Origin of the sequence: Paraburkholderia sp. BR13439 (genome assembly GCF_040948805.1) — a bacterium.
GTDB lineage: Bacteria > Pseudomonadota > Gammaproteobacteria > Burkholderiales > Burkholderiaceae > Paraburkholderia > Paraburkholderia youngii.
On record NZ_JBFPKN010000001.1, the window covers coordinates 366,690 to 392,646 of the forward strand.

Here is a 25,957-nt window from a genome sequence, read left to right on the forward strand (position 1 = left end):
GCCGCGCGGATGTCAAGCGGCTGGCGCGCATCTGGAAGCGACTCGAAGATCGCCCGGCGGGTATGCATCGCGCACCCACAGCGTCCCGACATTGAGCAAAACACTTAATTGTGTAATGATAATGTTTCTCAATTGAAAGGCATCGCAAGCTTTTTGTCACGCGTCTCCTCCTCTGTGACCGCCAGCCAGCCCTTCACGCGATCGCCCGTCACAAGCCGGCCGATCCGCCTCTTCTCTCACTCGAATTCTTCTTACCGCTCTAGCCTGGAGTCCGTTTTGAACGCGCCTGAATCGATCGATTTGAAACCTACCGTCGCCGCGCCGGGGCGGCAGCGTTCGCGTCGTGCGACCTTCATCAAGTGGCTGCGCAATGTGCATGGCTGGATCGGCTTGTGGGGCGCGGTGCTCGGGCTGATGTTCGGCGTGACCGGCTTTCTGCTCAATCATCGCGCCGGTCCGCTGAAAATTTCCACGGGCGCGCCGCAGGTCGAGGAAATGCAGATCGCGGTGCCTGAGAAACCGCTGCACTCGCCGGGGGAGATGGCGAAGTGGCTGCAACGCGAACTGAAGATCGACGGCAAGCCTGGACGCGCGAAGCGCGAGCCCGCCCATCCGGTCGCGTGGGGCGATCACAGCACGATTCAGCCTGAGCAATGGCAGGTCGGCATCATGGGACCGGGCCAGAGCGTGCAGGCCGAGTACTGGGTCGGAAATGGCTTCGTGACGGTGAAGCACACGCGCAACTCGTTTTTCGCGACGCTGAGCAATCTGCACAAGGGCGTGGGTCTCAGCGGCGGGTGGGTGCTGTTGATCGACACGATCGCGGGCAGCCTGATTCTGCTGTCGCTGACCGGCGTGCTGCTGTGGACCGAATTGAATAAACGCCGCGTGGTGGGCGTGGTACTGGTGAGCGGATCAGTGATCGCGGCGGTGCTTTGCGGCTTGATGTAAGCGCGGAAGGCACGCCCGGTGCCCTCCGTCTGTTTTGTTGAACGCGGCAGGTTACGCTTTGCAAGCGGCGCCACCCGACGCCGCAATCTCCCGCGCAGCCTTTGCGCCTTCGACCTGCAATAGCGTCGGCAGCGACACGCCATTCTTGGCCGCCGTCACCTCCGCGAGAATCGACACCGCGATCTCAGGCGGCGTCCGGCTGCCGATATAAATGCCGACGGGCCCATGCAAACGGGCCAGTTCGGCTTCGTTCAAATCGAACTCCTTCAAACGCTCGCGTCTCGCGTGATTGTTCCGGCGTGAGCCGAGCGCACCGACATAAAACGCCGGCGTCTTCAATGCTTCCATCAGCGCGAGATCGTCGAGCTTCGGATCGTGCGTGAGCGCGATCACCGCGCAGCGCTCGTCGAGCTTCATGTCGATCACGGTATCGTCCGGCATCGTGCGGACGATCTTCGTGCCCGGCACGTCCCATTCCTCGGTGTATTCCTCGCGCGGATCGCAGACCGTCACCTGATAATCGAGCCCCACCGCGATGTGGCACAGGTAGCGCGACAACTGCCCGGCGCCGATCACGAGCATCCGGTAGCGCGGGCCGTGGATCGTCAGCAGACGCTCACCGTCGAAATGCACGCCGTCGGTCGCCTGCGCGTTGTCGAGCCGCACCGCGCCCGTCGCCATGTCGAGTTCACGCGCGACGAGCCGGCCGTTCTCCACCGCGTGACACAACTCGGCGATGCCGCTTTGCCGCGTCAACGGTTCGAGCACGAGCTGGATCGTGCCGCCGCACGGCAGCCCGAAGCGATGCGCTTCCTCGGCTGTGATCCCGTATTTCACCGCTTCCGGATGCGTCTGCTCGATGCCCTGTTGCCGTACGCGGTCGATCAGATCGTCTTCGATGCAGCCGCCCGACACCGAGCCCACCACGAGGCCGTCGTCGCGCACCGCGAGCATCGCGCCCTCGGGACGCGGCGACGAGCCCCACGTCTTCACGACCGTCACGAGGAGCGCGCGATGTCCGTCGTCCAGCCAGCGGGCGCTAGTCTTCAGAACTTCGAGATCCACGCTGTCCATGATTTTTTCCCTTTCTTTGCTTCGCCGCCGGACTCGCCGTCCGCGGCCTCGTTCGATTCCGTTTGCTCAGACGCAGACGCGGCTTCGGCTTCGGTATCCACCGAGGCGTCACCGTCCGCAGCCTCATCAGCGCTATTGTCACCGGAGAGCTGGGCACTCAAGCGCTTGAAAAACTCCCCGGCAATCTTGCGCGCCGCACCGTCGACGAGCCGCGAGCCGATCTGCGCGAGCTTGCCACCGACCTGCGCGTTGGCGGTGTAGGAGAGCTTCGTCGCGGCATCGCCGTCGGCTTCGAGCGTGACCTGCGTATTGCCCTTCGCGAAGCCGGCCGCTCCGCCTTGGCCTTCGAACACGATCGTGTAGGCGTTCGGCGCGTCGATGTTGGTCAGTTGCATGCGCCCCTTGAAGCGCGCCTTGACCGGGCCGACCGCCGCGCTCAGCGTGACCAGGTATGCGTTTTCGCCGTCCGGGTCGATGCTTTCGCAACCGGGGATGCAGGCGCGCAGAATTTCGGTGTCGTTCAACGCGTCCCACGTTTGCTGCTGCGCGACCGGCAGCGTATGAGTTTCGCTCAATTCCATGACGTTGCTCCTGCGAGTGTCGTCGCGGCGACGGCGTGGCGAGGTGTGCGCGTCAATTGCGCGAGGTCGCGGCCGAACGCTGCGAGACTGTCTAGATTATGAACCGGACGATGCGCGTCGACATACGGCAGGATCGCCTGCACGCCGCGCGCCTTCGGAGTGAAGCCGCTGAACCGCAGCAGCGGATTGAGCCACACGATGCGATGCGCGAAACGTGCGAGGCGCGCCATTTCGGCATCGAGCACGTCGATCGCTTCGTGATCGAGACCGTCGGTGACGAGCAGCACCGTTGCACGACCTGTGAGCACGCGGCGCGCCCAGCGTCGGTTGAATTCGGCGAGCGCCGCGCCGATGCGCGTGCCGCCCGACCAGTCGACCACCTGATCGCTGAGCGTCGCGATCGCGACGTCGGGATCGCGTTCGCGCAATGCGCGCGTCGCGTTCGTGAGCCGCGTGCCGAACAGAAACACCTGCAGACGTTCGCGCGACTGCAACAACGCGTGGCAGAAGTACAGCACCGCGCGCGAGTAGTTGCTCATCGAGCCGGAAATGTCGAGCAGCAGCACGAGCGGCGGCTTGCGCTCGATCCTCGCGCGATACTTCCACACGGTCCAGTCGCCACCGGCGCGCACCGCGTGCCGCGCGCTCGCGCGCAGGTCCGCGTGCGTGCCCTGCGATGCCGCCTTCAGGCGCCGCGTCGGTTCGGTGGCGAGCGGCAGCCGCTGGCCGCGGATCAGATGACGCAGCGTGCGCCATTCGTCGGCGCTCAGCGTGTCGAAATCGCGATGACGCAGCCGCTCTTCCGCGCTGAACGTCAACTGGGCATGCAACTCGTGCTGCTCGGTTTCTTGCGGCGCATTCAGACGCGGCGACGGCGGCATGCGTACCGCGAGCGCATCGGCGAGACGGTTGTTGCGCTTCGGCGGCGGCAGGCCGTCGCGCACTTTCGGCAGCAGCAGTGCGCGCAGCTTGCCCTCCCAGTCGGGGTCGCGCCAGAAAAGATCGAATGCGGCATTGAAGAGCTCACGTTCGTCGGGCGCGGTGACGAGCAGCGCGGCAAGCGCGGCGCGCACGTCGTCGCGGCGGCCGAGATCGATCCACTGCAACGCGGCGAGCGCGTCGACGGCCTGTGCGGGCGACATCGGCAAACCGGCGCCGCGCAGCACGCGCACGAAATGAACGACGTTGCGCGCGAGCATGGGCGCGGACTGCTGCTTTACGCCGTCGTGTCTGCCTATGCCGATGTCGTTCGTCATGCCGACGACCCTCACCCGGCCAGACACTGCGCGATCTGCGCGACATCCACGCGCGCGAGATCGTCCTGATACTTGAGCAGCACGCCGAGCGTGTTCTGCACCGATTGCGGATCGAGCTCTGTCACCGACAGCGCTTCGAGCGCGCGGCACCAGTCGATCGTTTCGGCGATGCCGGGCGCCTTGAACAGATCCATGCCGCGCAGTCGATGCACGAAGTCGACCGCGCGCCGCTGCAATTGCGCCGACGTTTGCGGCGCGCGCGCGGCGACGATCTCGAGCTCGCGCTCGCGATCCGGATAGCCGATCCATTGATACAGACAGCGGCGCTTCAACGCATCGTGCACTTCGCGCGTGCGGTTCGACGTCATGATGACGAGCGGCGGCTGTGCGGCGCGCACGGTGCCGTATTCGGGAATCGATACCTGGAAATCCGAAAGCAGTTCGAGCAGGAAGGCCTCGAACGGTTCGTCGGCGCGGTCGATTTCGTCGATCAGCAGCACGCGTCGCGCGCCGGGATGGTCTTCGTCGGGCATCAGTGCCTGTAGAAGCGGACGCTTCAGCAGGAATTCGCCGCGATACAGCGTGTCGTTGTCGGGGCGCTCGCCGCTCGCTTCGGCGAGCCGCAGCGCCATGATCTGGCGCGGGTAGTCCCACTCATAAAGCGCGCTCGCGGTGTCGAGTCCTTCATAGCATTGCAGCCGCAGCAGCGTGGTGCCGAGCATGCCGGCCGCCGCTTTCGCGAGCTCGGTCTTGCCGACACCCGGCTCGCCTTCGACGAACAGCGGCCGCTCCATGCGCAGCGCGAGGTACAGCGCGGTCGCGAGTTCGCGGCTCGCGAAATAGCCTTGGGCGGCGAGTTGGGCGAGGGTGTCGTCGATCGAAGCCGGCTGCATGGTGGTCCTGAATCTGCGCGAAAGGCCATGACAAGGCGTGGCGCGAGTGAAGAACGCAATGGGCGCGAGCTCGGCGTCGAACGCAGGCGCCTGCTCGCGAAAGGAACGAAGCCGGCTTGTGCGCGCCAAGATGTTCGCGCGGCAAGCCGGGCCGCCTAGCGAGTATCGCTAGGCATTTGCCTTCGTGACCGCGCGCGCGGCGAGCAGCGGAATCAGATGCGCGCGATACGCGGCACTCGCGTGCATGTCGTCGTTCAGCTCGCCGGGCGACACGCTGACCGCGCGTGCCGCCTCGGGCGTGAAGTTCGCCGACAGCGCGCTTTCGAGCTCGGGCACGCGAAATACCGACGACGCCGCACCCGTCACCGCAACCCGCACACCGCCTGCGGACTTCGCGACGAACACGCCGACCAGCGCGAAGTGCGAGGCCGGATTGCGGAATTTCTCGTACGCGGCGCGCTCGGGCACCGGAAACTCGACGGCGACGATCAACTCGTCGGGTTCGAGCGCGGTCTCGTACATGCCGACGAAGAAATCGCTCGAGGCGATGCGCCGCCGGTCCGTGACGATCGTCGCGTCGAGCCCCATCGCGGCGGCCGGGTAGCACGCGGCCGGATCGTTGTTCGCGAGCGAGCCGCCGATCGTGCCGAGCGCGCGCACCTGGCGATCGCCGATATTCGAAGCCAGCTCCGCTAGCGCGGGCAACACGCGCCGCACGTCCGCATGCTCGGCGACGTCGGCATGACAAACGGCCGCGCCGATCGTCACCTTGTTGGCGTCGACGCTGATCGTCTTGAGCGCGGGAATGCGCGTCACGTCGATCAGTTGTGACGGCTGCGCAAGACGCAGGCGCATCGTCGGCAGAAGGCTCTGGCCGCCGGCGAGAAACTTCGCTTCCGGGTCGGCGGTGAGGGCTGCGGCGGCCGCTTGCGGATCCGTCGCGCGTTGATACTCGAATGAATACATGTCGAATGCTCCGCTCAGGATCGTTGGGTCAGGCTTGCTTCGCCGCTTGAATCGCGGACCACACGCGATGCGGTGTGGCCGGCATCTGCAGATTGGTCACGCCAAGCGGCGCGAGCGCGTCGATGATCGCGTTGATCACGGCCGGCGGTGAGCCGATCGCGCCCGCTTCGCCGCAGCCCTTGACGCCGAGCGGGTTGTGCGTGCACGGCGTGCCCTTCGAAGTCTCGACCGTGAAGTCGGGCAGATCGGACGCATGCGGCATCGCGTAGTCCATGTACGAGCCGGACAGCAGCTGGCCGCTGTCGGTGTCGTACACGCAGCGCTCGAGCATCGCCTGGCCGATGCCTTGCCCGAGCCCGCCATGTACCTGGCCTTCGACGATCATCGGATTGATCACGTTGCCGAAATCGTCGACCGCGGTGAACTTCTGGATGCGGCTCTCGCCGGTGTCCGGATCGACTTCGATCTCGCAGATGTACGCGCCCGACGGATACGTGAAGTTGGTCGGGTCATAGAACGCGCTTTCTTCGAGGCCCGGTTCGAGCACATCGAGCGGATAGTTGTGCGGCACGTAGGCTGCGAGTGAAATTTCCGCGAACGCCTTCGTGCGGTCGGTACCCGCGACGCGAAACACGCCGTTCCTGAACTCGATGTCTTCAGCCGACGCTTCGAGCAGATGCGCGGCGATCTTCTTCGCCTTTGCCTCGATCTTGTCGAGCGCCTTCGAGATTGCCGAGCCGCCGACCGCGATCGAACGCGAGCCATACGTGCCCATGCCGAACGCGATGCGGCCGGTGTCGCCGTGCACGATCTCGACGCTGTCGAGCGGAATGCCGAGGCGGTCGGCGACCACTTGCGCGAAGGTCGTCTCGTGGCCTTGGCCGTGGCTATGCGAACCCGTGAACACGGTGACCGAACCGGTCGGGTGCACGCGAATCTGGCCGACTTCGAACAGGCCCGCGCGCGCGCCTAGCGCGCCCGCGATGTTCGACGGCGCGAGACCACATGCCTCGATGTAGCACGAGTAGCCGAGGCCGCGGCGCTTGCCGTTCTTTTCCGATTCCTGCCGACGCGCGGCGAAACCTTCGACGTCCGCGAGCGTCAGCGCGCGCGACAGGATCGCGTTGTAGTCGCCGGTGTCGTAGGTGAGGCCGACCGGCGTCGCGTACGGGAACTGCGTGATGAAGTTGCGGCGGCGAATTTCCGCGGGGTCGAGCTTCATCTCGCGCGCCGCGGCTTCGACCAGACGCTCGACGACGAACGTCGCTTCCGGCCGGCCCGCGCCGCGATACGCATCGACCGGAACGGTGTTGGTGAAGACCGCCTTCACTTCCGCGTAGATCGCGGGCGTCGCGTATTGGCCGGCGAGCAGCGTCGCGTACAGGATCGTCGGCACGCTCGACGCGAACGTCGACAGATAGGCGCCCATGTTGGCGATCGTATGCACGCGCATCGCGAGGAACTTGCCGTCGGCGTCCATCGCCAGCTCGGCCTTGGTCACGTGATCGCGGCCGTGCGCGTCGGAAAGGAACGCCTCGGAGCGCTCGGCCGTCCATTTGACCGGCCGGCCGATCCTCTTCGATGCCCACGTGAGCGCGACGTCTTCCGCGTAGAGGAAGATCTTCGAGCCGAAGCCGCCGCCGACGTCCGGCGCGATCACGCGCAGCTTCGATTCCGGCAGCGACAGCACGAACGCGGCCATCAGCAGTCGCTCGACGTGCGGATTCTGATTCGCCACATACAACGTATAGCTATCGTCCTGCGCCGAATAGCTCGCGTTGACCGCGCGCGGTTCGATCGCGTTCGGCACGAGCCGATTATTGACGATGTCGAGCGTGGTCACGTGCGCGGCTTTCGCGAACGCGGCGTCGGTCGCGGCCTTGTCGCCGTGACCCCAGTTGTAGCAGACGTTGTCGGGCACTTCGTCGTGCACTGCCGCCTGACCCGGGTCGGCCGCATGCGCGGTATCGACGACGGCCGGCAGTTCTTCGTAATCGACCTCGATCAGTTCGGCCGCATCTTTGGCGGCCTTGATCGATTCGGCGATCACGAGCGCGATCTGGTCGCCCACATGCCGCGCCTTCGTATGCGCGATCACCGGATGCGGCGGCTCGTTCATCGGCTTGCCGTCGGTGCTGTGGATCAGCCAGCCGCACGGCAGTCCGCCGACCTTCTCCGCCGCCAGGTCCGCGCCGGTGAAGATCGCGACCACGCCCGGCGACTGTTTGGCCGCGCTCGTGTCGATGCTGTTGATCTTCGCGTGCGCGTGCGGCGAGCGCAGGAACACCGCGTAGGTTTGCTGCGGCAGCACGATGTCGTCGGTGTACTGGCCTTTGCCGGTCAGGAAGCGATAGTCTTCCTTGCGTTCGACGGCGGCGCCGATCAGGCTCTGGGTATCGGGTGCGTTCATCGTCGGCTCCTCAGGCGGTTGCGCCGGTGGCATTCGCGCCGGCAGTTGCGCTCGATGCGGCGGACGCCTTCATACCCGCGGCGCCTTCGAGCACGGCCTTGACGATGTTGTGATAACCGGTACAGCGGCACAGATTGCCGTCGAGCTGTTCGCGCACTTCGTCGCCGGTCAGGTCGGGTTGACGCTGAACCAGCGACACCGCGCTCATCACCATGCCCGGCGTGCAGAAGCCGCATTGCAAACCGTGGCAGTGCTTGAACGCGGCCTGCATCGGATGCAGCGCGCCATTGTGCGCGAGCCCTTCGATGGTCGTGACTTCGGCGCCATCGGCTTGCGCGGCGAGGATGTTGCAGGACTTGATCGCGCGGCCGTTCAGATGCACGGTGCAGGCGCCGCATTGCGCGGTATCGCAGCCGACGTGGGTGCCGGTCAGACGGAGTTGATCGCGCAGGAACTGGACAAGCAGGGTGCCAGGGTCGACTGAGGCGCTCACGGGTGCGCCATTGACCGTCAGACTGATGCTGATCGCCATGAAGCTGTCTCCTTTGTCGATCGGAGCGAGCGCTTCGGCGTATCGATCCCCGCCTCCACGCTGACCACGATCCCATGCAAGATAGTTGCTGTGGGTGAGACCGGACCTGTGATTGTTGTTGCCCCTGCTTTTGCTTCGACTGCGTGTGATTGCGATTCGCGAGGTCCGATGCGGGTGCTGCGGGTTTTACAAGTCTGCCGAAAAGTAAAGCACAAATCGCGCGGACGCGCTATGAGGGGAAGTGTGTCGGCGCGCGCGAGCGCACGAACAGAAGACGGCGGCCACGGAACGGGACGCCGCAAAGACGAGCGCCCCGTCTGCAGGGCATGACGGGGCGCTTCGATAAATCAGCGGAAAGCGAGGCCGCGCTCGCGAGCATTCAGCTCATTGGCGTGGCCTCGTTGAAAACGGCGCCTTACTTTGCCAGTTTCGAATGACGGCGCGAGTAGCCGAAATAGACGACCATGCCGATCGCGAGCCAGATCAGGAACGCACCCCACGTGATGCCTTGCAGATTCAGCATCAGGAACAGGCACGATGCAACCGCGAGCACCGGCACGACCGGCACGCCCGGGCAACGGAACGCGCGCGGCAGTTCGGGGTGCGTCTTGCGCAGCACGAGCACCGCGATCGACACCATCGAGAATGCCGCGAGCGTGCCGATATTGATCAGTTCAGCCAACACATTGAGCGGCACCAGCGCGCCGATCAGGCCGAAGAAGATACCGACGAGCCACGTCGTGAAGAACGGCGTCGCGAAGCGCGGATGCACTTTCGACAGCTTCGCGGGCAGCAGCCCGTCGCGCGACATCGCGAAGATCACGCGCGTCTGACCGTAGGCCATCACGAGAATCACGGTCAGCATGCCGAGCACGGCGCCGAGGTCGATGAAGCCCGCGACCCAGTTTTGCCCCGCGAGCTGCAGCGCGTATGACACCGGGTGCGAAATGCCCATGAACTTCTCGGACGGCACGATGCCGGTGACGACCGCGGCCACGGCCACATACAGCACCGCGCACACGCCGAGCGACGCGATGATGCCGATCGGCAGATCCCGCTTCGGATTCTTCACCTCTTCCGCCGCCGACGACACCGAGTCGAAGCCGATGAACGCGAAGAACATCACCGCGGCCGCGCCGAACACGCCGCTCCAGCCGTGCGGCATGAACGGGTGCCAGTTGGCCGGCGTGACGTGGAACACGCCGACGCCGATCACGAGCAGCACGACCACGACCTTGATCGCCACCATGATGTTGTTGATCCGCGCGGATTCGCGCACACCGACCGACAGCAGCGTGGTGATCGCCATCATCACGAGGAAGGCGGGCAGGTTGAACAGCGTTTCGTGTCCGGGGACGGCGCCGGGGGCCGCGGTCAGCGCCATCGGCAGCGACACGCCGAAGCCCGACAGCAGCGACTGCAGATAGCCTGACCAGCCGACCGACACCGCCGAGGTCGCGAGCCCGTATTCGAGCATCAGGTCCCAGCCGATGATCCACGCGGCCAGCTCGCCGAGCGTCGCGTACGAGTACGTGTAGATCGAACCTGCGACCGGAATTGTCGACGCGAATTCGGCATAGGCGAGGGCGGCGAAGCCGCAGGCGATCGCCGCGATCACGAACGAGATCATCAGCGCGGGGCCGGCCTGCAAGGCGCCCGTGCCGGTGAGCACGAAGATGCCGGTGCCGATGATGGCGCCGACGCCGAGGAAAGTCAGGTCGAGCGCGCCGAGCGCCTTTTTCAGGCCGGCGGTCTGAGCGCTTGCCGCAAGCATGTGCTCGACGCTCTTTTTGCGAAACAGGGACATTGGCGTGGGTCTCCAGTGGTGCACGCGTGTTGCGCGCCGAATGTCGGGAAAACCCGCAATTCTAGCGGATGCGTGCCACCGGGCCGGTTCAAAACGGCGCTTCGTGGACCAGGGCGATGGGCGGGAACTCCCGCCAGGAGGGCGCGTCGGGGTGGTCTTGCGGTGCCGCAAGCGGGGGGGGCGGCAGTCACGCTTTTACTGAATAGGCGATCGATGGGGACGGAATTTCTTCGTTTGCGCGGGCGCCACGATCGGCTCGGGCCGACGGCGGCACACGCCGCAGCCATGGGCGATGGCGTCTGCTGGCCTAGCCGGCCATCGCTGGATTCAGATCGACGAGGCGGTTGCTCATCACATAGAACGTGAGCTCGGCGTTGTTGCGCAGCTTCATCTTGTCGAGCAGCCGCGTGCGGTACACGCTGACCGTCTTCACCGACAGCGACAGTGTGGCCGCGATATCGGTGAGCCGTTTGCCCGACGCGAGCATGCACAGCGTCTGATACTCGCGATCGGACAGCTTTTCGTGCGGCAACTGCTCGCCGTCGAACGACACGTAGTCGGCGAGCGCCTCGGCCATCTCGGGGCTCACGTACTTGCGGCCCGCGGCGACTTGCTGGATCGCGCCGATCATCTGCGCGGCGTCGACCGTCTTCGACAGATAGCCGGACGCGCCGGCCTTGAGCGCGCGCACCGCGTACTGGTCCTCGCGGTACATCGAGAACATCAGCACCGCGACGCGTGGCGCCTTGCGCTTCAGGCGCTTGAGCACCTCGACGCCATTCATGTCGGGCAGCGAGATGTCGAGCAGCACGACGTCGAAGCTGTGATGGACGACCGAGTCGAGCGCTTCGGAGCCGCTTTGCGCCTCGGCGACCTCGCGCGCGACGCCGCGATCGAGCAGCAGCTGGCGAACGCCCTGGCGGACCACCGCGTGATCTTCGACGATCAGGATGCGCAGGCTCATAGTCGCGGGCTCACGATTGCAGCGCGCGCCGGGCGGCGCGCGGCGCGGGGGTGGTAGCCAGCACCGCGTGCCACGCGAAGCGGGCCTGGATCAAGGTGCCGCGCGGGGCGACGGCGCCGTTGCTGCCAGTGCCGCTATCCTCGCCGCAACTGACGCTTGCGCGCCTCGCGCCGACCCGCAACGTGCCGTCGAATGCGGCGCAGCGCGCCTTCATGCCGGCGAGGCCGAAATGACCGGCTGGTTCTTTCTGGCCCCTCCGTTCGCGCGCGCCGCGCGGCAGGCCGATGCCGTCGTCGCTGACGAGGAGCCTCAGATGACGCGCACCCGTTTCGATACGCACGTCGGCGCAGCTCGCGCGTGCGTGCTTCGCGACGTTGTTCAGCGCTTCCTGCGCGACGCGGAATACGGCGAGTGCGGCATCGGCGGGCAGGCGCGCGAGACGCGCGTCGTCCGCGCAGGTGACGGTGGTGCGCAAGCCGGTGCGAGAGGAGAAGTCGCGCACCCAGCACTTCAGGGCGCCGGCGAGGCCAGTCTCGAACGACGGCGCGTGCAGTTGCGCGATGGCCTCGCGGTTCGCCGCGTGCACGGCGTCGAGCGAACGGTTCGCGACCGCGAGCGCGGCCGCGCATTGCGGCGGCGCGTCGGCGGGCAGCCAGGTTTCCATGCTCGCGAGCGCGAAGCGCGTCGCGGTCAGCTCGGCGCCGACGCCGTCGTGCAACTCGCGCGCGACGTGGCGACGTACGCTTTCCTGCGCGTCGACCAGTTCGGCCGCCAGCTCGCGCACCCGCGCGCGCAGCCGCTCGATTTCGCGCGCGGCGTGCGACGGCATGTCGAAGCCATCACGCTGCGCGGCCGAGGCCAACGCAGCGTTGAACGGGACGGCAGTCGACGTATCCATGAATTTCCCTCTCCAGGACGCGAAGTGGACAGCGAAGCGGGCGCGCGCAGACGGAATCAACGCCTGCGAACCACGAGGTTTCGCGTCGGACGAAACACGATGGCCCAACGTAACGAAATTTACATTCAGTAACAACTCCGCTTGACGATGTTCAGTGCATGAATTTGTCTGATCTCGCGGCGCGATGATATCCCAAAAAGATTAAAAAAGCAGTCGTACCAAGGCTTAGCGCATGGTTTGTAGAAATTACTTGATGTTTTTCGTGCGACCGCTGTGTCAGAGGAATTCTGACAGCGAAGGTGATGTAACAGGGTCCAATTTGTAACGGAGCAACAAAAAAAGGAGCCCAGAGGCTCCTTTTTTGGAATTCGCGGTGCGTGGACCGCGAGAGGGAATACCGGCTTAGCCGACGAAGGCCTTTTCGACCACGTAATGACCCGGCTCGTTGTTGCTGCCTTCCTTGAAACCGGCGTCTTCGAGCAGCTTGCGCGTGTCGCGCAGCATGTGCGGGCTGCCGCACAGCATGACGCGGTCGTTTTCGAGCGAGAAACCCGGCACGCCGAGGTCGGCGAACAGCTTTTCGGTTTCGATCAGCTCGGTGATGCGGCCGCGGTTCTGGAACGCTTCGCGCGTGACGGTCGGGTAGTACAGCAGCTTTTCCTGCACGAGCTCGCCGAGGTGTTCATGCGCCGGCAGGTGCTCGGTGATGTATTCCTTGTACGCGAGTTCGTCGACGAAACGGCAGGTGTGCGTGAGGACCACGCGCTCGTAGCGGTCGTAAATGTCCGGATCTTTGATGATCGACATGAACGGCGCGAGGCCCGTACCGGTGGACAGCAGCCACAACGTCTTGCCCGGCAGCAGGTTATCGGCCACCAGCGTGCCGACCGGCTTCTTGCCGATCAACACTTCGTCGCCGACCTTCAGATGCTGCAGACGCGAGGTGAGCGGACCGTCCTGCACCTTGATGCTGAGGAATTCGAGATGTTCTTCGTAGTTCGCACTGGCGAGGCTGTAGGCGCGCAGCAGCGGCTTGCCGTCGACCTGCAGGCCGACCATCGTGAACTGGCCGTTTTCGAAGCGGAACGACGGATCGCGCGTGCAGGTGAAGCTGAAAAGCGTATCGGTCCAGTGATGGACGCTCAGGACGGTTTGTGAATTCAGATTGCTCATGGCTTCTTGGATAGTGCGAAAACAAAGGCGGCCAGTCGTCTGAGCCGGCCGGCACGGCAAGGGCGATGCTGCGCTGATCCGTGGTCGGGACTTCCGCGCAATCCAGCATTTTACCGTGCCCGCCGGGGCGGGGCCGCAGCGCGGCGGGCGAGCGTGGTAAAGCGGGTTGCCAAACCGGGAAGCGGCGGCGCCGGCTTGCTGGCGCCGCGAAGTACGTTGGCGTGAGAGCGGCCGTGCTTCAGCGGGGTACGGCGATTCGGCGAACGCCGCGCAGGGCGGCTGCCATTGGCAGTCCGGCAGGCGTGAAAGCGACGCGCCGCGTGGGCAACAATTTCAAGATGATACCGAAACGCGGCGTGCGCTGCAGCATTGACCATGCTGATAAGGCTGGCAAATGGGGCGGAACCGTCCCGACGCCATCGGGATCGCCTCGGGTTCGACTATCGGTTGCACGGCGCGATTTTTGGGGAATACGTCTGACGTCACCTCGTTTACGCAGGACGCGAGTCGCGCGTAGCCAGGCAGTGCGGTGGCTGCGCGACTCGTCCAGGCGGCCGCGACCGCCCCGGCGAGTAGGAGGTGTTAAATGGAAACTTCTCGTGCGATGTCTGCATTCGGTTCATACACGGACTTCACCGGATTGGTGATACGGGCACGCGCATCGCACCGCTTACGTCGTGCGGTGTGTCAGGCTGGTCTGCTGGTTTTATCGTTGGGGGCGGTCGCGGCCGAGGCGCAGGAGGTGATTTTGCCGCCGCAGTCCGTGACCTCGTCGACCGTTCCGGCCAACAGGGATGTCAATCCGTATGGCATGGCGTTCGTGCCGTTCGGCGTGCCGTCCTGGAGCACGCTCAAACCCGGCGATGTGGTGGTGTCGAATTTCAATGCGCAGTCGAACCTGCAGGGAACCGGTACGACGATCGTCAAGCTCGTGCCCAATAGCAATCCGGTGACCTTCTTCCAGGGAAGCAATCTCGGTCTCACCACGGCGCTCGCGGTGCTCAGAAGTGGCTTCGTGCTGGTGGGCAATGTGCCGACTACGGATGGCAAGAACGTCGTCCCTCCGGGCTCGCTGCTCGTCATCAATCCGCAAGGCGGGCTCGTCACGGAACTGAAAGATAAGAAGCTGCTGGACGGCCCCTGGGATCTCACCGTGATCGACGGGGGGCAATTCGTCCGGGTCTTCGTCTCGGACGTGCTGAATGGAAAGGTCGCACGGATCGATCTTGCGATCGGGGAGGACGGCGTTCAGATGCTGCCCAGCTCGGCCATCATCGCGTCAGGCTATCTGCACCGCACCGATCCGGCGGCGCTGGTGGTCGGCCCGACCGGACTGGCGTACGACCCATCGCATGACGTGCTCTACGTCGCCTCGACCGGTGACAACGCGGTGTTCGCCATCTACGGCGCCGCGGGCGCGAATCACGATGGCGGCGTCGGCCGGATAATTTACCAGGACAACAAGCACCTGCACGGTCCGCTTGCGCTGGCGCTCGCACCCAACGGGCATCTCGTTACCGCAAACGGCGACGCGGTCAACCCCGACCCGAATCAGCCCAGCGAAATCGTCGAGTTCACCGTCGACGGACAGTTCGTCGCCCAATTGCAGGTCGATCCTGCGCCGGGCTCGGCGTTCGGCCTCGCCTTCGGCCTCGATAGCAAGCGCCACCTGCAGTTCACGGCGGTGGACGACGCCACCAATACCGCGACGGTCTGGACGTTGCGCACGAACAATCAATAAGGAAACCGAGGACGACGATCGGGGACGTCCTGACGCGTCGGGGACACGTCACGGTCACACGGTTTCACGGCGAGTCTATCGGTACACAGATATGAGTCGGGGGCGGCGATTGTAGCGGCAAGCCTCAGTCAAATAAGGAAAATCTGTCCGATGGTATTGTTGACGCCAACTCGCGGGTGCCGCTTGCTCAGGCCGCCGCCGCCCGCTTTTTTCCTCGCTGTTTCAGCACCCGCGCCTGCAGCACGATCACGAGTAGCAGGAACACGCCGCGAATCACCGATTGCCAGTACGCGGACAGACTGATGAAGCCGAGTCCGTTCTCGAAGTTCAGCAGATTGAACACGAGCCCGAGCAGCAGCACGCCGGCGATCGTCATCGCGACGGAACCTTCGCCGCCGGTCAGCAGCGTGCCACCGAGCACGACCGCCGAGATCGCGAACAGCTCCCAGCCGACGCCTTCGTTCGGCTGCCCCGCGCCGAACTGCGCGGCGAGGATCACGCCCGCCATGCCGGCGAGCAGCCCGCTGACCGCGTAGGCCATCACCAGCGTGCGGTCCACGTTAAGCCCCATCAGCCGCGCGGCCTCCTCGCTGCCGCCGATCGCGAGCGAGTGCCGCCCGAAGCGCGTGCTGCGCAGCGCGAGCCAGCCGGCCACCGCGGCGACCAGCGCGACGAGTCCCGGGATCGGCAGTCCGAACAGGTCGCCCTGACCGAAGTTGCCGAAGTTCGAATCGGCCGCGATCGAGACCGCGTCGTTCTTGCCCAGCAACAGCGCGACGCCGTGCGCGCCAAGGCTCGTCGCAAGCGTGACGATGAACGGCAGGATCTTGAGCCGCGTGATGATGATGCCGTTCAGCACGCCGACCGCGAGCCCGGCCGCGCAGCCCGCCAGCACCGCGACCCAGCCGCCGTAGACGCTCGTCAGCGCGGCGACCACGCTCGCGAGCGCCGCGACCGTGCCGACCGACAGATCGATGCCGCCCGTGATGATCACGAAGGCCATGCCGATCGAGATCAGCGCGAACATCGAGTTGTAGCGCCAGAACGATGTGATGTTGTACGCCGAGCCGAAGTGGTCATAGCGCACGAGGCCGAAGACGACGAGCGCCGCGAGCGCAAGCAGGATGGGAAGATTCTTTTTCATCGCATCGAATCCGGAAAGGTTGTCAGCGCGAGCGCCGCTGCACGTAAACCGCCGCGACGATGATGCCGGCCTTCACGACGAGCGCGGCCGCATCGGGAATGCCGTGCGCGAGCAGCGTATAGCGCAGCAACTGGATGATCAGCGCGCCGATCAGCGTGCCGCCTATATACGCTTTGCCGCCCGTCAGCGCGGTGCCGCCGACCGCGACCGCCGCGATCGCATCGAGTTCGACGCCAAGCCCCACGACGTTCGCATCCGACGAGGAATTCACCGAGATCGAGATCAGCCCCGCGAGGCCCGCGAGCGCCGCGCACAGCGTGTACGCGACCATCTTGACGGCAGCGGTCGGCACGCCGCTCAGATACGCGGCTTTCTCGTTGCCGCCGGTGATCAGCAGATACTGGCCGAACAGCGTCTTGCGCACGACCCACACGAATACGCCGACCAGCGCGAGCATCAGCAGCACCTGGAACGGCACGCCCGCGACCTTGCCGAGCGCGATCCACTGAAAGGCTGGCGTGTTGAACGCTTGCAGACTGCCGTCGGTGACGACCTGCGCGATGCCACGTCCGGCGATGAACAGCACGAGCGTCGCGACGATCGGCTGCACCGATAATCGCGTGACGAGCAGACCGTTGAACACGCCGCACAGGGCGGCCGCCAACACCGGCAGCACGAACGCGAGCGCGATGCCGAGCGGTCCCGCGATGTTGAGGAACAGCATCGGCGCGAGCGCGCCCGCAATCGCCATCGACGCGCCCACCGACAGATCGATGCCGCCCGTCGCCACGACCAGCGTCATGCCGATGCCGACGATCACGATCGTCACGACCTGCGTCATGTTGACGTTGAAGGTCTGCAGCGACCAGAAATGCGGCGTGAAGATCAGGTTGAACAGCACCATCGCGAGCAGCACGATCACTTCGCGCTGCATCGCGAGATGGCGCCACTTCTGCACGGTGCTCGCGGACCGGGCGGGCGGCGTGTCGGTCGATTGCATCATGGTTGTATCGGCGCCCGGCGCCTCGCCGCGCAGCGGATTGGAATGCAGCTTAAGCGCCATGACGGTCGCCCTCCAGCGCGTCTTCGATGTGTGCCTCTCGCGCGGCTTGCGCGAGCGCAGATTGGCCCTCGCTGCCGTAGGCGATCGCATCCATGATCGCGGTCTCGCTCATATCGGCTCCGTTCAGTTCGGCGACGGTGCGGCCGTCGCGGATCACGACCGCGCGATCGGCGACCGCGGTCAGCTCTTCGAGCTCGGACGCGGACAGCAGCACCGCGAGTCCGGCGTCGCGCAACTCGCGCACGATCTTCGCGACGTCGGCTTTCGCGCCGACGTCGATGCCGCGCGTCGGCTCGTCGAGCAGCAGCAGCGCGGGTTCAGCCGCGAGCCAGCGCGCGAGCAGCACTTTCTGCTGATTGCCGCCCGACAGCTCGCGGATCGGCTGATCGGCCGAGCGCAGCTTGATGCCGAGCGAAGCGATGAAGCGATCGACGATCACCTGCTGCTTCTTCACGTCGACGATGCCGTTTTTCGCAAGCGTGCGCAGGCAGACGAGCGTCAGGTTGTCGCGCACCGACAGTTCGGGGACGATGCCTTCGCCCTTGCGGTCTTCGGTCAGGTACGCGAGGCCGCGCGCGATCGCGTCCTGCGGAGATTTCAGCGCAACCGTCTCGCCGCCGATCGCGAGCGAGCCTTGCGCCAGCGGATCGGCGCCGAACATCAGCCGCATCGTTTCGGTGCGGCCCGAGCCGAGCAGGCCGGCCAGGCCGACCGCCTCGCCCGCGTGCACGTCGAGCGACACGCCGTTGACCTTCGGCGGCGCGCCAAGCTGTGTCGCGCCGATCACCTGCTTGCCGCGCTTCGCGAGATTCGCTTCGCGCGCTGCCGTGTCATCCTGTACGACCGCGGCGAGCGAGCGGCCGAGCATCATCGTGACGAGCTGCAGCTTGTCCATCTCGGCCATCGTGCTTTGCGCGACCGTCTGGCCATCGCGCATCACGGTCACGCGATCGCACAGCGCGTAAAGCTCGTCGAGCCGGTGCGACACGAAGATCACCGCGCGGCCGTCGTCGCGCAGCTTGCGCACGACGGTGAACAGCAGCTCGACCTCGCGCTCGTCGAGCGACGACGTCGACTCGTCCATGATCACCATCTTCGCGTCCGACGACACCGCGCGCGCCAGCGCCACCATCTGCTGGATCGCGGTCGAGTAACGGCCGACCGGCTTCTTCACGTCGATCTGCAAACCGAACGAATCGAGCAGCGCCGCCGCGCGCTGCTGCACCGTGCGCCAGTCGATCAGACCGAAGCGGCGCGGCTCGCGGCCCAGAAAGATGTTTTCCGCGACCGAGCGGAACGGCACCAGGTTGATCTCCTGGTAGATCGTGCTGATGCCCGCTTCGCGCGCCTGCTTCGGCGTGCGGAAATCGACCTCGCGGCCTTCGAAGCGCACGCTGCCCGAGCCGCGCCGATAGGCGCCGGTCAGGATCTTGATCATCGTCGATTTGCCGGCGCCATTCTGGCCGATCAGTGCGTGCACTTCGCCGGCCGCCACGCTCAGATTCGCGCCGCGCAACGCGGGCACGCCGCCGAAGCTGATGCCGATGTCCTGCATCTCGAGCAGCGGCGAACGGGTAAGGGGGGAGTGTGGCGTCTCTTTGCCAGATTCCGTCACGGGAGTTCTCCTGATGCGGATGCTGCCGATATTGCCGGATGCGCTGTTGCTGGCGACGCGGTCGGGCCGCCCCAGCGCGTGCGGCCCATGTTACGCCCGTATAAAAGCGAAGCGACGGTCCGTCGGTCACGGGCGCGTCGCTTCGAAGCCTTCCCGCCACCCGCCCGACGAGGAGACATTCATAGAAGGCGGGTGACTTCCTGCTACAACGCCGAAGGGAGTCCCCGGGAATATGCCGCCCCGGGGCACTTCCCGATGCTTGCGATCAATAGCCGTACTGCATGTTCTGCTGCACGTTTTCCTTGTCGTAGAAGCGGTCGGACACCTTGACCCAGGTCGGGATCTTTTCACCCTTCGCATAGCGCTGCGCGACGTCGCAGGCGAGCGGGCCGAAGAACGGGCTCGACTGCACGCTCGCGCCGAGCTCGCCAGCCGCGATCGCGTCCATGCCGCCCTTGGTCCCGTCGATCGTGACGATCTGGATGTCCTTGCCCGGCTGCTTGCCGGCCGCCTTGATCGCGGCGATCGCGCCGAGCGCCATTTCATCGTTGTGCGCGTACACGGCGGTCACGTCCGGATGCGCCTGCAGCAGCGTTTCCATCACCTTGCGGCCGGTGTCGCGCGCGAAGTCGCCGCTTTGCGACGCGATGATTGTCATGCCGGGGTTCTTCGCGATCACTTCGTCGAAGCCTTTCTTGCGATCGTTCGCGGCCGACGCGCCGGTCGTGCCTTCGAGCTCGATGATCTTCGCCTTGCCGCCCGTCGCCTTGACGAGCCAGTCGGCGGCGCGGTGACCCTGATCGATGAAGTCCGAGCCGATGAACGTGATGTAGTCGCGGCCCGCCTTCGCGACCGACTGGTCGACGTTGCGGTCGACGAGGATCACCGGAATGCCGGCCTTCTTCGCCTGCAGCACGACCGGCGCGAGCGGCTTTTCTTCACGCGGCGGGAATACCAGCAGATCGACGTGCTGGGCGATCATGCTTTGAATGTCGGAGACCTGTTTGGAGTTGGAGCCGTTGGCGTCGGTCATCACGACCTGCCAGCCGCACTTTGCGGCGATGTCCTTGAAGCTCCTGGTTTCCGCGAGACGCCACGGGTTGTTGCTTTCGGTCTGCGCGAAGCCGACCTTCAACGGGGTCTTGGTCGCCAGCTTCGGCAATGCGTCGTCGGCATGCGCGGCCGCCGCGCCGACACCGATTGCCAGAGCCAGCAGCGAAGCTGCGAGCGGACGAATCTGCTGCTTGCGCGCGTGCATGCGCGACTGCGTAATGAGCGACGCCATGTCTTCCTCCAGTAACCGGTGACGGTGTATTTGCTTTTTGTGCTGCTCGGGATTGCCTCTGTCCAGCCGGGAGCCCGACGCTGTTTCGACGGCGAGGATGCAGTTGGCTATAACCCACCGGTGCGCGCTCTTCCCGACCCGACGTGCCGATTATTCCACTCGGAATTATTATCGGTCAATCACTAATAATATTAGTTGTCGCCGGTTTTGCCTCGGTAATTACCCTGACCGAGGCGCGTTCGACCAGTGGTCCGTCGAGCTTCACCGTGCGATGGCGCACCGGTGCGCCGGCCGCGCGGTTGTGCTCTTCCTGTAGCAGCGTCTCGACGGCCCAGCGGCCGAGTTCGTAGTTGGGCAGCACCACCGTCGACAGTGGCGGATGCGTGTGGCGGCCGATTTCCTGGTCGTCGTAGCCGAGCACCGACACGTCCTCGGGCACGCGCAGGCCGAGTTGCTTGAGCGCCTCGATCGCGCCGATAGCGGTCAGGTCGTTCGCGCAGAAGATTGCGGTGGGCGGATTGGCTTCGCGCATCAGCGACAGCGTCAGCTCGAAGCCGAGGCCCGAACTCCAGTCGCCGTCGCGCACGAGTTCTGCCGCGAACGGCAGATCGGCGGTCGCGAGCGCGGTGCGGTAGCCCTTCAGCCGGTCTTTCGCGGCGTCCTGCCATGGCTCGCCGTTGATGTAGCCGATGCGCCGGTGGCCAGCCTGCAGCAAGTACTCGGTCGCCAGATGGCCGCCCGCGACCTCGGCCGGCACCACCGACGAAAACGTGCTGTCGCCGGTGTAGCAGTTCAGCAGCACGGTCGGCACCTGCGACAGCGCGGCCGGCGGCGCGACCTTGCGCGTGTAGACGGTCGCGTAAATCACGCCGAATACGTGCGGATTGGTGATAACCGTGTCGAGTACCTGTTTTTCGATGTCGGCGTTGCCGTGCGTCGAGTAGACGGCGAGCATCTTGCCGCTCGCGTACGCTGCGTCGCGCGCGCCGTCGATGTTGACGACCGGGTGCGGGCTCGTGGAGATTTCATCGGCCAGATAGACGATCAGATTGCGCTCGTCGCTCGATGCCGTGAGCGGCTCGCGCAGCGACAGCCGGTAGCCGAGGTCGTGCGCGGCCTTCAGCACCTTGTTGCGGGTGGCCTCGGAGAACTTCGCGCCGGCCGCGTTGTTGAGCACGAGCGAGACGGTGGATTGCGACACGCCGGTGAGCTTGGCGATGTCGGTCATGGTGGGACGGCGTTGAGTCGATTTTTTCATTGTGCGGGCCGCGCTGAGGCGGCGCTGAAGCAGGGGAATGCCAGCGGCATCATGCTGCTGACGGTACCACTAATAATATGCGCGCGGCAACGCGCGCTAACCCGCCATTTGGGAATCGAGCTTACGCTCCGTTACCGGCTCTTTGAACGAATTTATTACTAATAATATTGACCGGCAATGCGGTGTCGTGCGATTCTCGCTCGGGGCGGACTGCCGTAGTCCGCCGGCGCGGGGTGCGCGGCACGTCAAAGGAGATATGAATGCACGTTTCTGTTGCTGCTTTCCGCTCGCGGTTTCGCCTCGTCTGATCATGCGCGACGTGTCCCTGATTCCTGCACGGCCGGGCGAGGCATATGCCGTGACCCGATCGGCGGCGCAGCTGTCATGGCTCGACGATCCCGCGATCGCCGCGCGCCTCGTTACTTTGTCGGCCGGCGCATTGCGCGCGGTGCTCGCGCCGGACATTGGCGGCGCGCTCGCGGCGTTCTACGAGGTCACGCCGGAAGGTCCGTTGCACTGGCTGCGGCCGGCGCTGCCGGAAGCGTTCGAAGCGCGCGATCCGCTGCGCATGGCGAGCTTCCCGCTGTTCCCGTACTGCAACCGGATTCGCGATGCACGCTTCGCGTTCGACGGCGCGACGATCGATCTCGCCGGCAACGACCCGCATTTCGCCCACGCGCTGCATGGCAACGCGTGGCGTCGTCCGTGGCGCGTCGCAGCGCGAAGTGAAAGCGCGGTGGACTTGCACTTCGAGCACGAGCCCGATGCGAGCGTGACCGGCGACTGGCCGTTTCGCTATCGCGCGCGGCAGCGTATCGGGTTGCGCGGCGGCGCGCTGCACATCACGATGTCCGCACGGAATCTCGCCGATCGGCCGATGCCGTTCGGCATGGGCCATCACCCGTACTATCCGCGCACCGCGGCGACGCGCATCCATGCCGACGTGCAGGCGATGTGGCACGCGGACACCGATGTGCTGCCGACGCATCTCGGCCCGCATCCTGCCGTCGACGCGTTGCGCGCGGGCATGTCACCCGACGCGTTCGATCTGGATAACAACTTTTCGAACTGGTCGCGCGCGGCGACGATCGCGTGGCCCGACGAGCGCCGCAAGCTGACGATGCGTGCCGACGCGCCGTTCGATCACCTGGTCGTGTTCGCGCCGGCCAACGATCCGCAGCTATGCGTGGAGCCGGTCACGAACACGACCGACTGCTTCAACGCGGTTGGTACACAAGAGCACGTCGGCGGCTGCGTGTTGCAGCCGGGGGAAGAGATCGAAGCGGCGTTGAGCTGGACACCGCATCGCGAGTGAAGGGGCACGCGCTTTCCGTTGGCGAAAGCGCAACGACCGAAAGCGTTTACTCCAGCCGCAACTTCGCCATATACGGCAAATGATCCGACAGCCACGCGGTCTCCTGCGTCGGCTGGATCCATTCGACCGGCTGCATGCCGCGCACGAACATCTTGTCGAGCGACAGCGCCGGCGAGAACGCCGGGAACGTGCGCGCCGGTTCGCCGAGCAGCGTCGCGACTTCCTGCAAGCCGTGCTCGCGAAAGAGCGGCACCGAGTCGTTGCGCCAATCGTTGAAGTCGCCGGCCAGCACGAGCGGACCGTCTGGGGCTTCCTTCGCGATCCAGTGCGCGATCCAGTTCATTTGCCGCAAGCGCGCCGGACGCGTCAGCGCGAGATGCGCGCACAGCAGCGTGACGAGCCGCCCGCCGAACGTCGCACGCGCGACCAGCAGGCCGCGCTTTTCGAAGCGGTGCGCGGAAATGTCCCAGCGGCCACCAAGATCGAGCGGATGCGGCGAAAGAATTGCATTGCCGTGCCGCCACGACGGCTTGAACACGTTCGGGCCCAGCGCGACTTCGAGTTCGAGCGCGCGCGCGATTTCGGTCGCCTGACAGTGCCAGACGTCGGTCAGTGGATCGTCCATCGGCGCGCCGAAACTGCTCGCCAACACCGGTGACGGCATGCGCCGCGCCATCGCTTCCTGCAGGAAGTAGGCGTCCGCGTGAGTCGATTGAACCCAGCGCTGCATCGCCTGCCAGGCCTGAAAACCGAGCGGGGTGCGGCCCTTGTGCAGGTTCCAGCTCACAGCGACGAAATCGTTCGGCGCGAGGCTCTCGCGGATCAGTTCTTCTGGGTTTCGCATGCCGCGTTATCCACGTGTTCTGTTTGAGCGCGCCGGTCAGGCGCGCGGTTCCTGTCAGTTTGGAGTGTTGCCGCCAGTCGCGGCGCCATTGCCGCTCGTGCCGCCATTCGTACCGTTGGCATTCGCACCGTTGCTCACGACGCTCGCGTGCACGCGGTACACGAGGTTCGGATTGCGATCGACGATCGTCCAGCTCGCCCATTGATCCGGCGGCACCACCAGACCCGGGTGGCTCGCGCTCACCTGGCGCGGTTGCGGCGGCAGCTTGCAGCCGATGTCGGTGCGCCCCGCGTTGTTGTCCTCGAGCGTTTCCTGCGTGTCGATCGAAAACATCACGCCCTCGGGATCGACGCGCAGCGGCGACAGCGTGATCGTGCGCGACAGATCGATGCTGCCGGCCGGCTGGTCCTTGCAGCCGACATTGTGTTGCACGACCTGATGATGCGTATCCGTGCGCGCCTGGCCGACGGTAGTGGTGCCGTCGAACGAATCGATCTGCTGGCCATCTTTCACTACCTGCAATTGCCATTGCACGACCTGCTGCGCTGGCTGTTGTTGCGCGTGGGCGAGCAACGAAGCGCCAAGCAGCATGGCCACGATACTGGTTTTCCACATATAAAGGTTCTCCGCTCACGCGTCGGTTGCGGGGTTGCCTTGCCTCTCGCCGCAGCAGGTCAGAGAGCAATCTTACCCCCGATGGCCGCAACGACTTCTGACACGGTCGAGGAGGGCCGGTTCAGCAACAATCCATTCCAGATAAGGATCGGAATGGCCGCGATCGTTAGCAGCAGAGCCGCGCGACTGCTGGCTTGCACGCGTTTGTGTCCTCGCTACACTGGACTGGAATCGGCGCTCACAAGGCGCCGCCGCTGTAGGATCAGCCAGACGGGGTGAGCGATGACGACAGCAATGGTCAAACAGGAAATCGCCGTGGCCTCGTTCAGCCGGGTGTATGACCTAGATGAGGTCGAAAGCGCGCTGAACGGTCTCGGCGAGGGCGCGAACGAGGCGCTGCGCGCGACCTACGAAAAGATGCTGAAAACCGGCAATCTGCGCTTCTGCGTGAAGCCGAACCGGATGCCGTCGATCGACGATCTGATCGACGCGCTGCCCAATTTTTCCTCACCGCTCGACGACATCCGCAAGCAGGTCGCGCTGTGCCTCGAAACCGAGGATCGGCTCGAACTGATGCCGATCCTGCTGCTCGGCGAACCCGGCATCGGCAAGACGCATTTCGCGAAGCAGTTGGCGCGCCTGCTCGGCACCGCGTACCAATACGTCGCGATGAGTTCGCTGACGGCGGGCTGGATTCTGTCGGGCGCGTCGTCGCAATGGAAGAACGCAAAGCCGGGCAAGGTGTTCGATGCGCTCGTGAACGGCAGCTATGCGAACCCGGTCATCGCTGTCGACGAAATCGACAAGGCGAGCGGCGATTCGCAATACGACCCGCTCGGCGCACTGTACGCGCTACTCGAACACGACACCGCCCAGAGCTTCGTCGACGAGTTCGCCGAGATACCAATCAACGCGGGCAACGTGATCTGGATCGCGACCGCCAACGACGAACGCGCGATCCCCGAGCCGATCCTGAACCGCATGAACGTCTACGAGATCGCGCCGCCAGACCACGCCGGCGCGCGACGCATCGCGCAGTCGATCTACGACGAAATCCGCGGCGCGCACAACTGGGGCCTGCGCTTTCCGGAGACGCTCGGCGACGCGACGCTCGATGCGCTCAAGCGGGCATCGCCGCGCGAGATGCGCCGCGCGATCCTGAACGGCTTCGGCGCGGCGCGCATCGCGGGACGCGACCGGGTCGAACCCGCCGATATCCGGCTCGATTACGGAAACCGGCGAAAACCGATCGGGTTTTGACGTTTTCGGCCAGTTTCTTGCACCAAACCCCCGATTTTCGTGCTTTTGGTGGCTGTCGCGGCAATTCGTACAATGTGTGTGGTGAATGCAACGGAAATTATTGCTGTTTTCGACGTAGATCGCTGGATCAAGCCAGTTTGCGCCGCCATCACCTGGTCGATGCGCTTGAGCGTTTGTCACTTCTGTCTGTACCGAGTCGTACAATTTTCCGTGGGGGTGATAAAAAGACATAAGCAGACCCAGCGGACAGATACGTTCGACAATGAACGGAACGCGGCGGCGAGATGCCGTTCCTGTCTTCCTTCCATCGGC

22 protein-coding genes are annotated in these 25,957 nt (G+C 65.1%); 4 read left to right on the forward strand and 18 right to left on the reverse strand.

The annotated features are described in order from the left end of the window. Nucleotides 1–276: 276 nt before the first annotated feature. On the forward strand, nucleotides 277–951 hold the full coding sequence (locus tag AB3X96_RS01695) for a PepSY-associated TM helix domain-containing protein (protein WP_368588351.1): 675 nt from the start codon (nucleotides 277–279) through the stop codon (nucleotides 949–951). Nucleotides 952–1,002: 51 nt separating this feature from the next. On the opposite strand, the gene AB3X96_RS01700 is transcribed toward AB3X96_RS01695, so the two are convergent. The 11 genes from AB3X96_RS01700 to AB3X96_RS01750 all read right to left on the reverse strand — a co-directional run bounded on the left by AB3X96_RS01700 (nucleotide 1,003) and on the right by AB3X96_RS01750 (nucleotide 13,505). Further along, nucleotides 1,003–2,025, reverse strand: coding sequence for an XdhC family protein (locus AB3X96_RS01700; RefSeq protein ID WP_368588352.1), 1,023 nt, complete (start codon nucleotides 2,023–2,025; stop codon nucleotides 1,003–1,005). Further along, nucleotides 1,998–2,606 carry a CoxG family protein gene (locus AB3X96_RS01705; protein WP_368588353.1) on the reverse strand — a complete coding sequence of 203 codons (609 nt, stop codon included), beginning with the start codon at nucleotides 2,604–2,606 and terminating at the stop codon, nucleotides 1,998–2,000. The genes AB3X96_RS01700 and AB3X96_RS01705 overlap by 28 nt, the downstream gene beginning before the upstream one ends. Then, nucleotides 2,597–3,862, reverse strand: coding sequence for a VWA domain-containing protein (locus tag AB3X96_RS01710; RefSeq protein WP_368588354.1), 1,266 nt, complete (start codon nucleotides 3,860–3,862; stop codon nucleotides 2,597–2,599). Before AB3X96_RS01710 ends, AB3X96_RS01705 begins: the two co-directional genes overlap by 10 nt. Nucleotides 3,863–3,873: 11 nt before the next feature. Then, on the reverse strand, nucleotides 3,874–4,755 hold the full coding sequence (locus AB3X96_RS01715; RefSeq protein WP_368588355.1) for an AAA family ATPase: 882 nt from the start codon (nucleotides 4,753–4,755) through the stop codon (nucleotides 3,874–3,876). A 168-nt stretch (nucleotides 4,756–4,923) separates the two neighbouring features. After that, nucleotides 4,924–5,721, reverse strand: a complete 798-nt coding sequence (locus AB3X96_RS01720; protein ID WP_368588356.1) for a xanthine dehydrogenase family protein subunit M — start codon at nucleotides 5,719–5,721, stop codon at nucleotides 4,924–4,926. 28 nt (nucleotides 5,722–5,749) lie between these two features. After that, on the reverse strand, nucleotides 5,750–8,131 hold the full coding sequence (locus AB3X96_RS01725; RefSeq protein WP_368588357.1) for a xanthine dehydrogenase family protein molybdopterin-binding subunit: 2,382 nt from the start codon (nucleotides 8,129–8,131) through the stop codon (nucleotides 5,750–5,752). 10 nt (nucleotides 8,132–8,141) lie between these two features. Then, nucleotides 8,142–8,663, reverse strand: a complete 522-nt coding sequence (locus AB3X96_RS01730) for a (2Fe-2S)-binding protein (protein WP_176122322.1) — start codon at nucleotides 8,661–8,663, stop codon at nucleotides 8,142–8,144. A gap of 415 nt (nucleotides 8,664–9,078) precedes the next feature. Further along, the gene (locus AB3X96_RS01735; protein ID WP_018436903.1) at nucleotides 9,079–10,470 is read right to left on the reverse strand and encodes an amino acid permease; all 1,392 of its coding nucleotides are present in this window, start codon (nucleotides 10,468–10,470) and stop codon (nucleotides 9,079–9,081) included. Between the two features lie 307 nt (nucleotides 10,471–10,777). Then, nucleotides 10,778–11,434: a response regulator transcription factor RqpR gene (rqpR, locus tag AB3X96_RS01740; protein WP_176109785.1), complete on the reverse strand. Its 657-nt coding sequence runs from the start codon at nucleotides 11,432–11,434 to the stop codon at nucleotides 10,778–10,780. 10 nt (nucleotides 11,435–11,444) lie between these two features. Further along, a complete protein-coding gene (locus AB3X96_RS01745; protein WP_368588358.1) occupies nucleotides 11,445–12,332 on the reverse strand; it encodes a sensor histidine kinase in 888 nt (295 codons plus the stop codon). Between the two features lie 402 nt (nucleotides 12,333–12,734). Further along, the gene (locus tag AB3X96_RS01750) at nucleotides 12,735–13,505 is read right to left on the reverse strand and encodes a ferredoxin--NADP reductase (protein WP_018436901.1); all 771 of its coding nucleotides are present in this window, start codon (nucleotides 13,503–13,505) and stop codon (nucleotides 12,735–12,737) included. 586 nt (nucleotides 13,506–14,091) lie between these two features. Here AB3X96_RS01750 and AB3X96_RS01755 point away from each other — a divergent pair. Further along, nucleotides 14,092–15,246, forward strand: a complete 1,155-nt coding sequence (locus AB3X96_RS01755) for a hypothetical protein (protein ID WP_368588359.1) — start codon at nucleotides 14,092–14,094, stop codon at nucleotides 15,244–15,246. A 187-nt stretch (nucleotides 15,247–15,433) separates the two neighbouring features. Here the strand turns inward: AB3X96_RS01755 and AB3X96_RS01760 are convergent, their stop codons facing one another. The 5 genes from AB3X96_RS01760 to AB3X96_RS01780 all read right to left on the reverse strand — a co-directional run bounded on the left by AB3X96_RS01760 (nucleotide 15,434) and on the right by AB3X96_RS01780 (nucleotide 21,581). Continuing rightward, on the reverse strand, nucleotides 15,434–16,390 hold the full coding sequence (locus AB3X96_RS01760) for an ABC transporter permease (RefSeq protein ID WP_368588360.1): 957 nt from the start codon (nucleotides 16,388–16,390) through the stop codon (nucleotides 15,434–15,436). 22 nt (nucleotides 16,391–16,412) lie between these two features. Beyond that, nucleotides 16,413–17,393 (reverse strand): ABC transporter permease, encoded by a 981-nt coding sequence (locus tag AB3X96_RS01765; RefSeq protein WP_176110660.1) that lies wholly within the window; start codon nucleotides 17,391–17,393, stop codon nucleotides 16,413–16,415. 49 nt (nucleotides 17,394–17,442) lie between these two features. Further along, on the reverse strand, nucleotides 17,443–19,008 hold the full coding sequence (locus tag AB3X96_RS01770) for a sugar ABC transporter ATP-binding protein (protein WP_368588659.1): 1,566 nt from the start codon (nucleotides 19,006–19,008) through the stop codon (nucleotides 17,443–17,445). A 325-nt stretch (nucleotides 19,009–19,333) separates the two neighbouring features. Then, on the reverse strand, nucleotides 19,334–20,353 hold the full coding sequence (locus AB3X96_RS01775) for an ABC transporter substrate-binding protein (protein WP_368588361.1): 1,020 nt from the start codon (nucleotides 20,351–20,353) through the stop codon (nucleotides 19,334–19,336). A 175-nt stretch (nucleotides 20,354–20,528) separates the two neighbouring features. After that, complete coding sequence (locus AB3X96_RS01780; protein ID WP_368588362.1) at nucleotides 20,529–21,581, reverse strand: LacI family DNA-binding transcriptional regulator; 1,053 nt, start codon at nucleotides 21,579–21,581, stop codon at nucleotides 20,529–20,531. A 388-nt stretch (nucleotides 21,582–21,969) separates the two neighbouring features. Between AB3X96_RS01780 and AB3X96_RS01785 the strand changes: the two genes are divergently transcribed. Beyond that, complete coding sequence (locus AB3X96_RS01785) at nucleotides 21,970–22,926, forward strand: aldose 1-epimerase (RefSeq protein ID WP_368588363.1); 957 nt, start codon at nucleotides 21,970–21,972, stop codon at nucleotides 22,924–22,926. A gap of 46 nt (nucleotides 22,927–22,972) precedes the next feature. Here the strand turns inward: AB3X96_RS01785 and AB3X96_RS01790 are convergent, their stop codons facing one another. Both AB3X96_RS01790 and AB3X96_RS01795 read right to left on the reverse strand, forming a co-directional pair. Further along, on the reverse strand, nucleotides 22,973–23,770 hold the full coding sequence (locus AB3X96_RS01790) for an endonuclease/exonuclease/phosphatase family protein (protein WP_176109779.1): 798 nt from the start codon (nucleotides 23,768–23,770) through the stop codon (nucleotides 22,973–22,975). A gap of 54 nt (nucleotides 23,771–23,824) precedes the next feature. Next, nucleotides 23,825–24,385, reverse strand: a complete 561-nt coding sequence (locus AB3X96_RS01795) for a hypothetical protein (protein WP_368588364.1) — start codon at nucleotides 24,383–24,385, stop codon at nucleotides 23,825–23,827. 282 nt (nucleotides 24,386–24,667) lie between these two features. On the opposite strand from AB3X96_RS01795, the gene AB3X96_RS01800 reads away from it, so the two are divergent. Further along, nucleotides 24,668–25,645: an AAA family ATPase gene (locus tag AB3X96_RS01800; RefSeq protein WP_368588365.1), complete on the forward strand. Its 978-nt coding sequence runs from the start codon at nucleotides 24,668–24,670 to the stop codon at nucleotides 25,643–25,645. Nucleotides 25,646–25,957 lie beyond the last annotated feature (312 nt).

Excerpts from the sequence above, each read along its gene's own strand:
- AB3X96_RS01700 (WP_368588352.1), bottom strand. The coding sequence starts at position 2,025 with ATGGACAGCGTGGATCTCGAAGTTCTGAAGACTAGCGCCCGCTGGCTG.
- AB3X96_RS01705 (WP_368588353.1), bottom strand. The coding sequence starts at position 2,606 with ATGGAATTGAGCGAAACTCATACGCTGCCGGTCGCGCAGCAGCAAACG.
- AB3X96_RS01710 (WP_368588354.1), bottom strand. The coding sequence starts at position 3,862 with ATGACGAACGACATCGGCATAGGCAGACACGACGGCGTAAAGCAGCAG.
- AB3X96_RS01715 (WP_368588355.1), bottom strand. The coding sequence starts at position 4,755 with ATGCAGCCGGCTTCGATCGACGACACCCTCGCCCAACTCGCCGCCCAA.
- AB3X96_RS01720 (WP_368588356.1), bottom strand. The coding sequence starts at position 5,721 with ATGTATTCATTCGAGTATCAACGCGCGACGGATCCGCAAGCGGCCGCC.
- AB3X96_RS01725 (WP_368588357.1), bottom strand. The coding sequence starts at position 8,131 with ATGAACGCACCCGATACCCAGAGCCTGATCGGCGCCGCCGTCGAACGC.
- AB3X96_RS01730 (WP_176122322.1), bottom strand. The coding sequence starts at position 8,663 with ATGGCGATCAGCATCAGTCTGACGGTCAATGGCGCACCCGTGAGCGCC.
- AB3X96_RS01735 (WP_018436903.1), bottom strand. The coding sequence starts at position 10,470 with ATGTCCCTGTTTCGCAAAAAGAGCGTCGAGCACATGCTTGCGGCAAGC.
- rqpR (WP_176109785.1), bottom strand. The coding sequence starts at position 11,434 with ATGAGCCTGCGCATCCTGATCGTCGAAGATCACGCGGTGGTCCGCCAG.
- AB3X96_RS01745 (WP_368588358.1), bottom strand. The coding sequence starts at position 12,332 with ATGGATACGTCGACTGCCGTCCCGTTCAACGCTGCGTTGGCCTCGGCC.
- AB3X96_RS01750 (WP_018436901.1), bottom strand. The coding sequence starts at position 13,505 with ATGAGCAATCTGAATTCACAAACCGTCCTGAGCGTCCATCACTGGACC.
- AB3X96_RS01755 (WP_368588359.1), top strand. The coding sequence starts at position 14,092 with ATGGAAACTTCTCGTGCGATGTCTGCATTCGGTTCATACACGGACTTC.
- AB3X96_RS01760 (WP_368588360.1), bottom strand. The coding sequence starts at position 16,390 with ATGAAAAAGAATCTTCCCATCCTGCTTGCGCTCGCGGCGCTCGTCGTC.
- AB3X96_RS01765 (WP_176110660.1), bottom strand. The coding sequence starts at position 17,393 with ATGATGCAATCGACCGACACGCCGCCCGCCCGGTCCGCGAGCACCGTG.
- AB3X96_RS01770 (WP_368588659.1), bottom strand. The coding sequence starts at position 19,008 with ATGCAGGACATCGGCATCAGCTTCGGCGGCGTGCCCGCGTTGCGCGGC.
- AB3X96_RS01775 (WP_368588361.1), bottom strand. The coding sequence starts at position 20,353 with ATGGCGTCGCTCATTACGCAGTCGCGCATGCACGCGCGCAAGCAGCAG.
- AB3X96_RS01780 (WP_368588362.1), bottom strand. The coding sequence starts at position 21,581 with ATGACCGACATCGCCAAGCTCACCGGCGTGTCGCAATCCACCGTCTCG.
- AB3X96_RS01790 (WP_176109779.1), bottom strand. The coding sequence starts at position 23,770 with ATGCGAAACCCAGAAGAACTGATCCGCGAGAGCCTCGCGCCGAACGAT.
- AB3X96_RS01795 (WP_368588364.1), bottom strand. The coding sequence starts at position 24,385 with ATGTGGAAAACCAGTATCGTGGCCATGCTGCTTGGCGCTTCGTTGCTC.
- AB3X96_RS01800 (WP_368588365.1), top strand. The coding sequence starts at position 24,668 with ATGACGACAGCAATGGTCAAACAGGAAATCGCCGTGGCCTCGTTCAGC.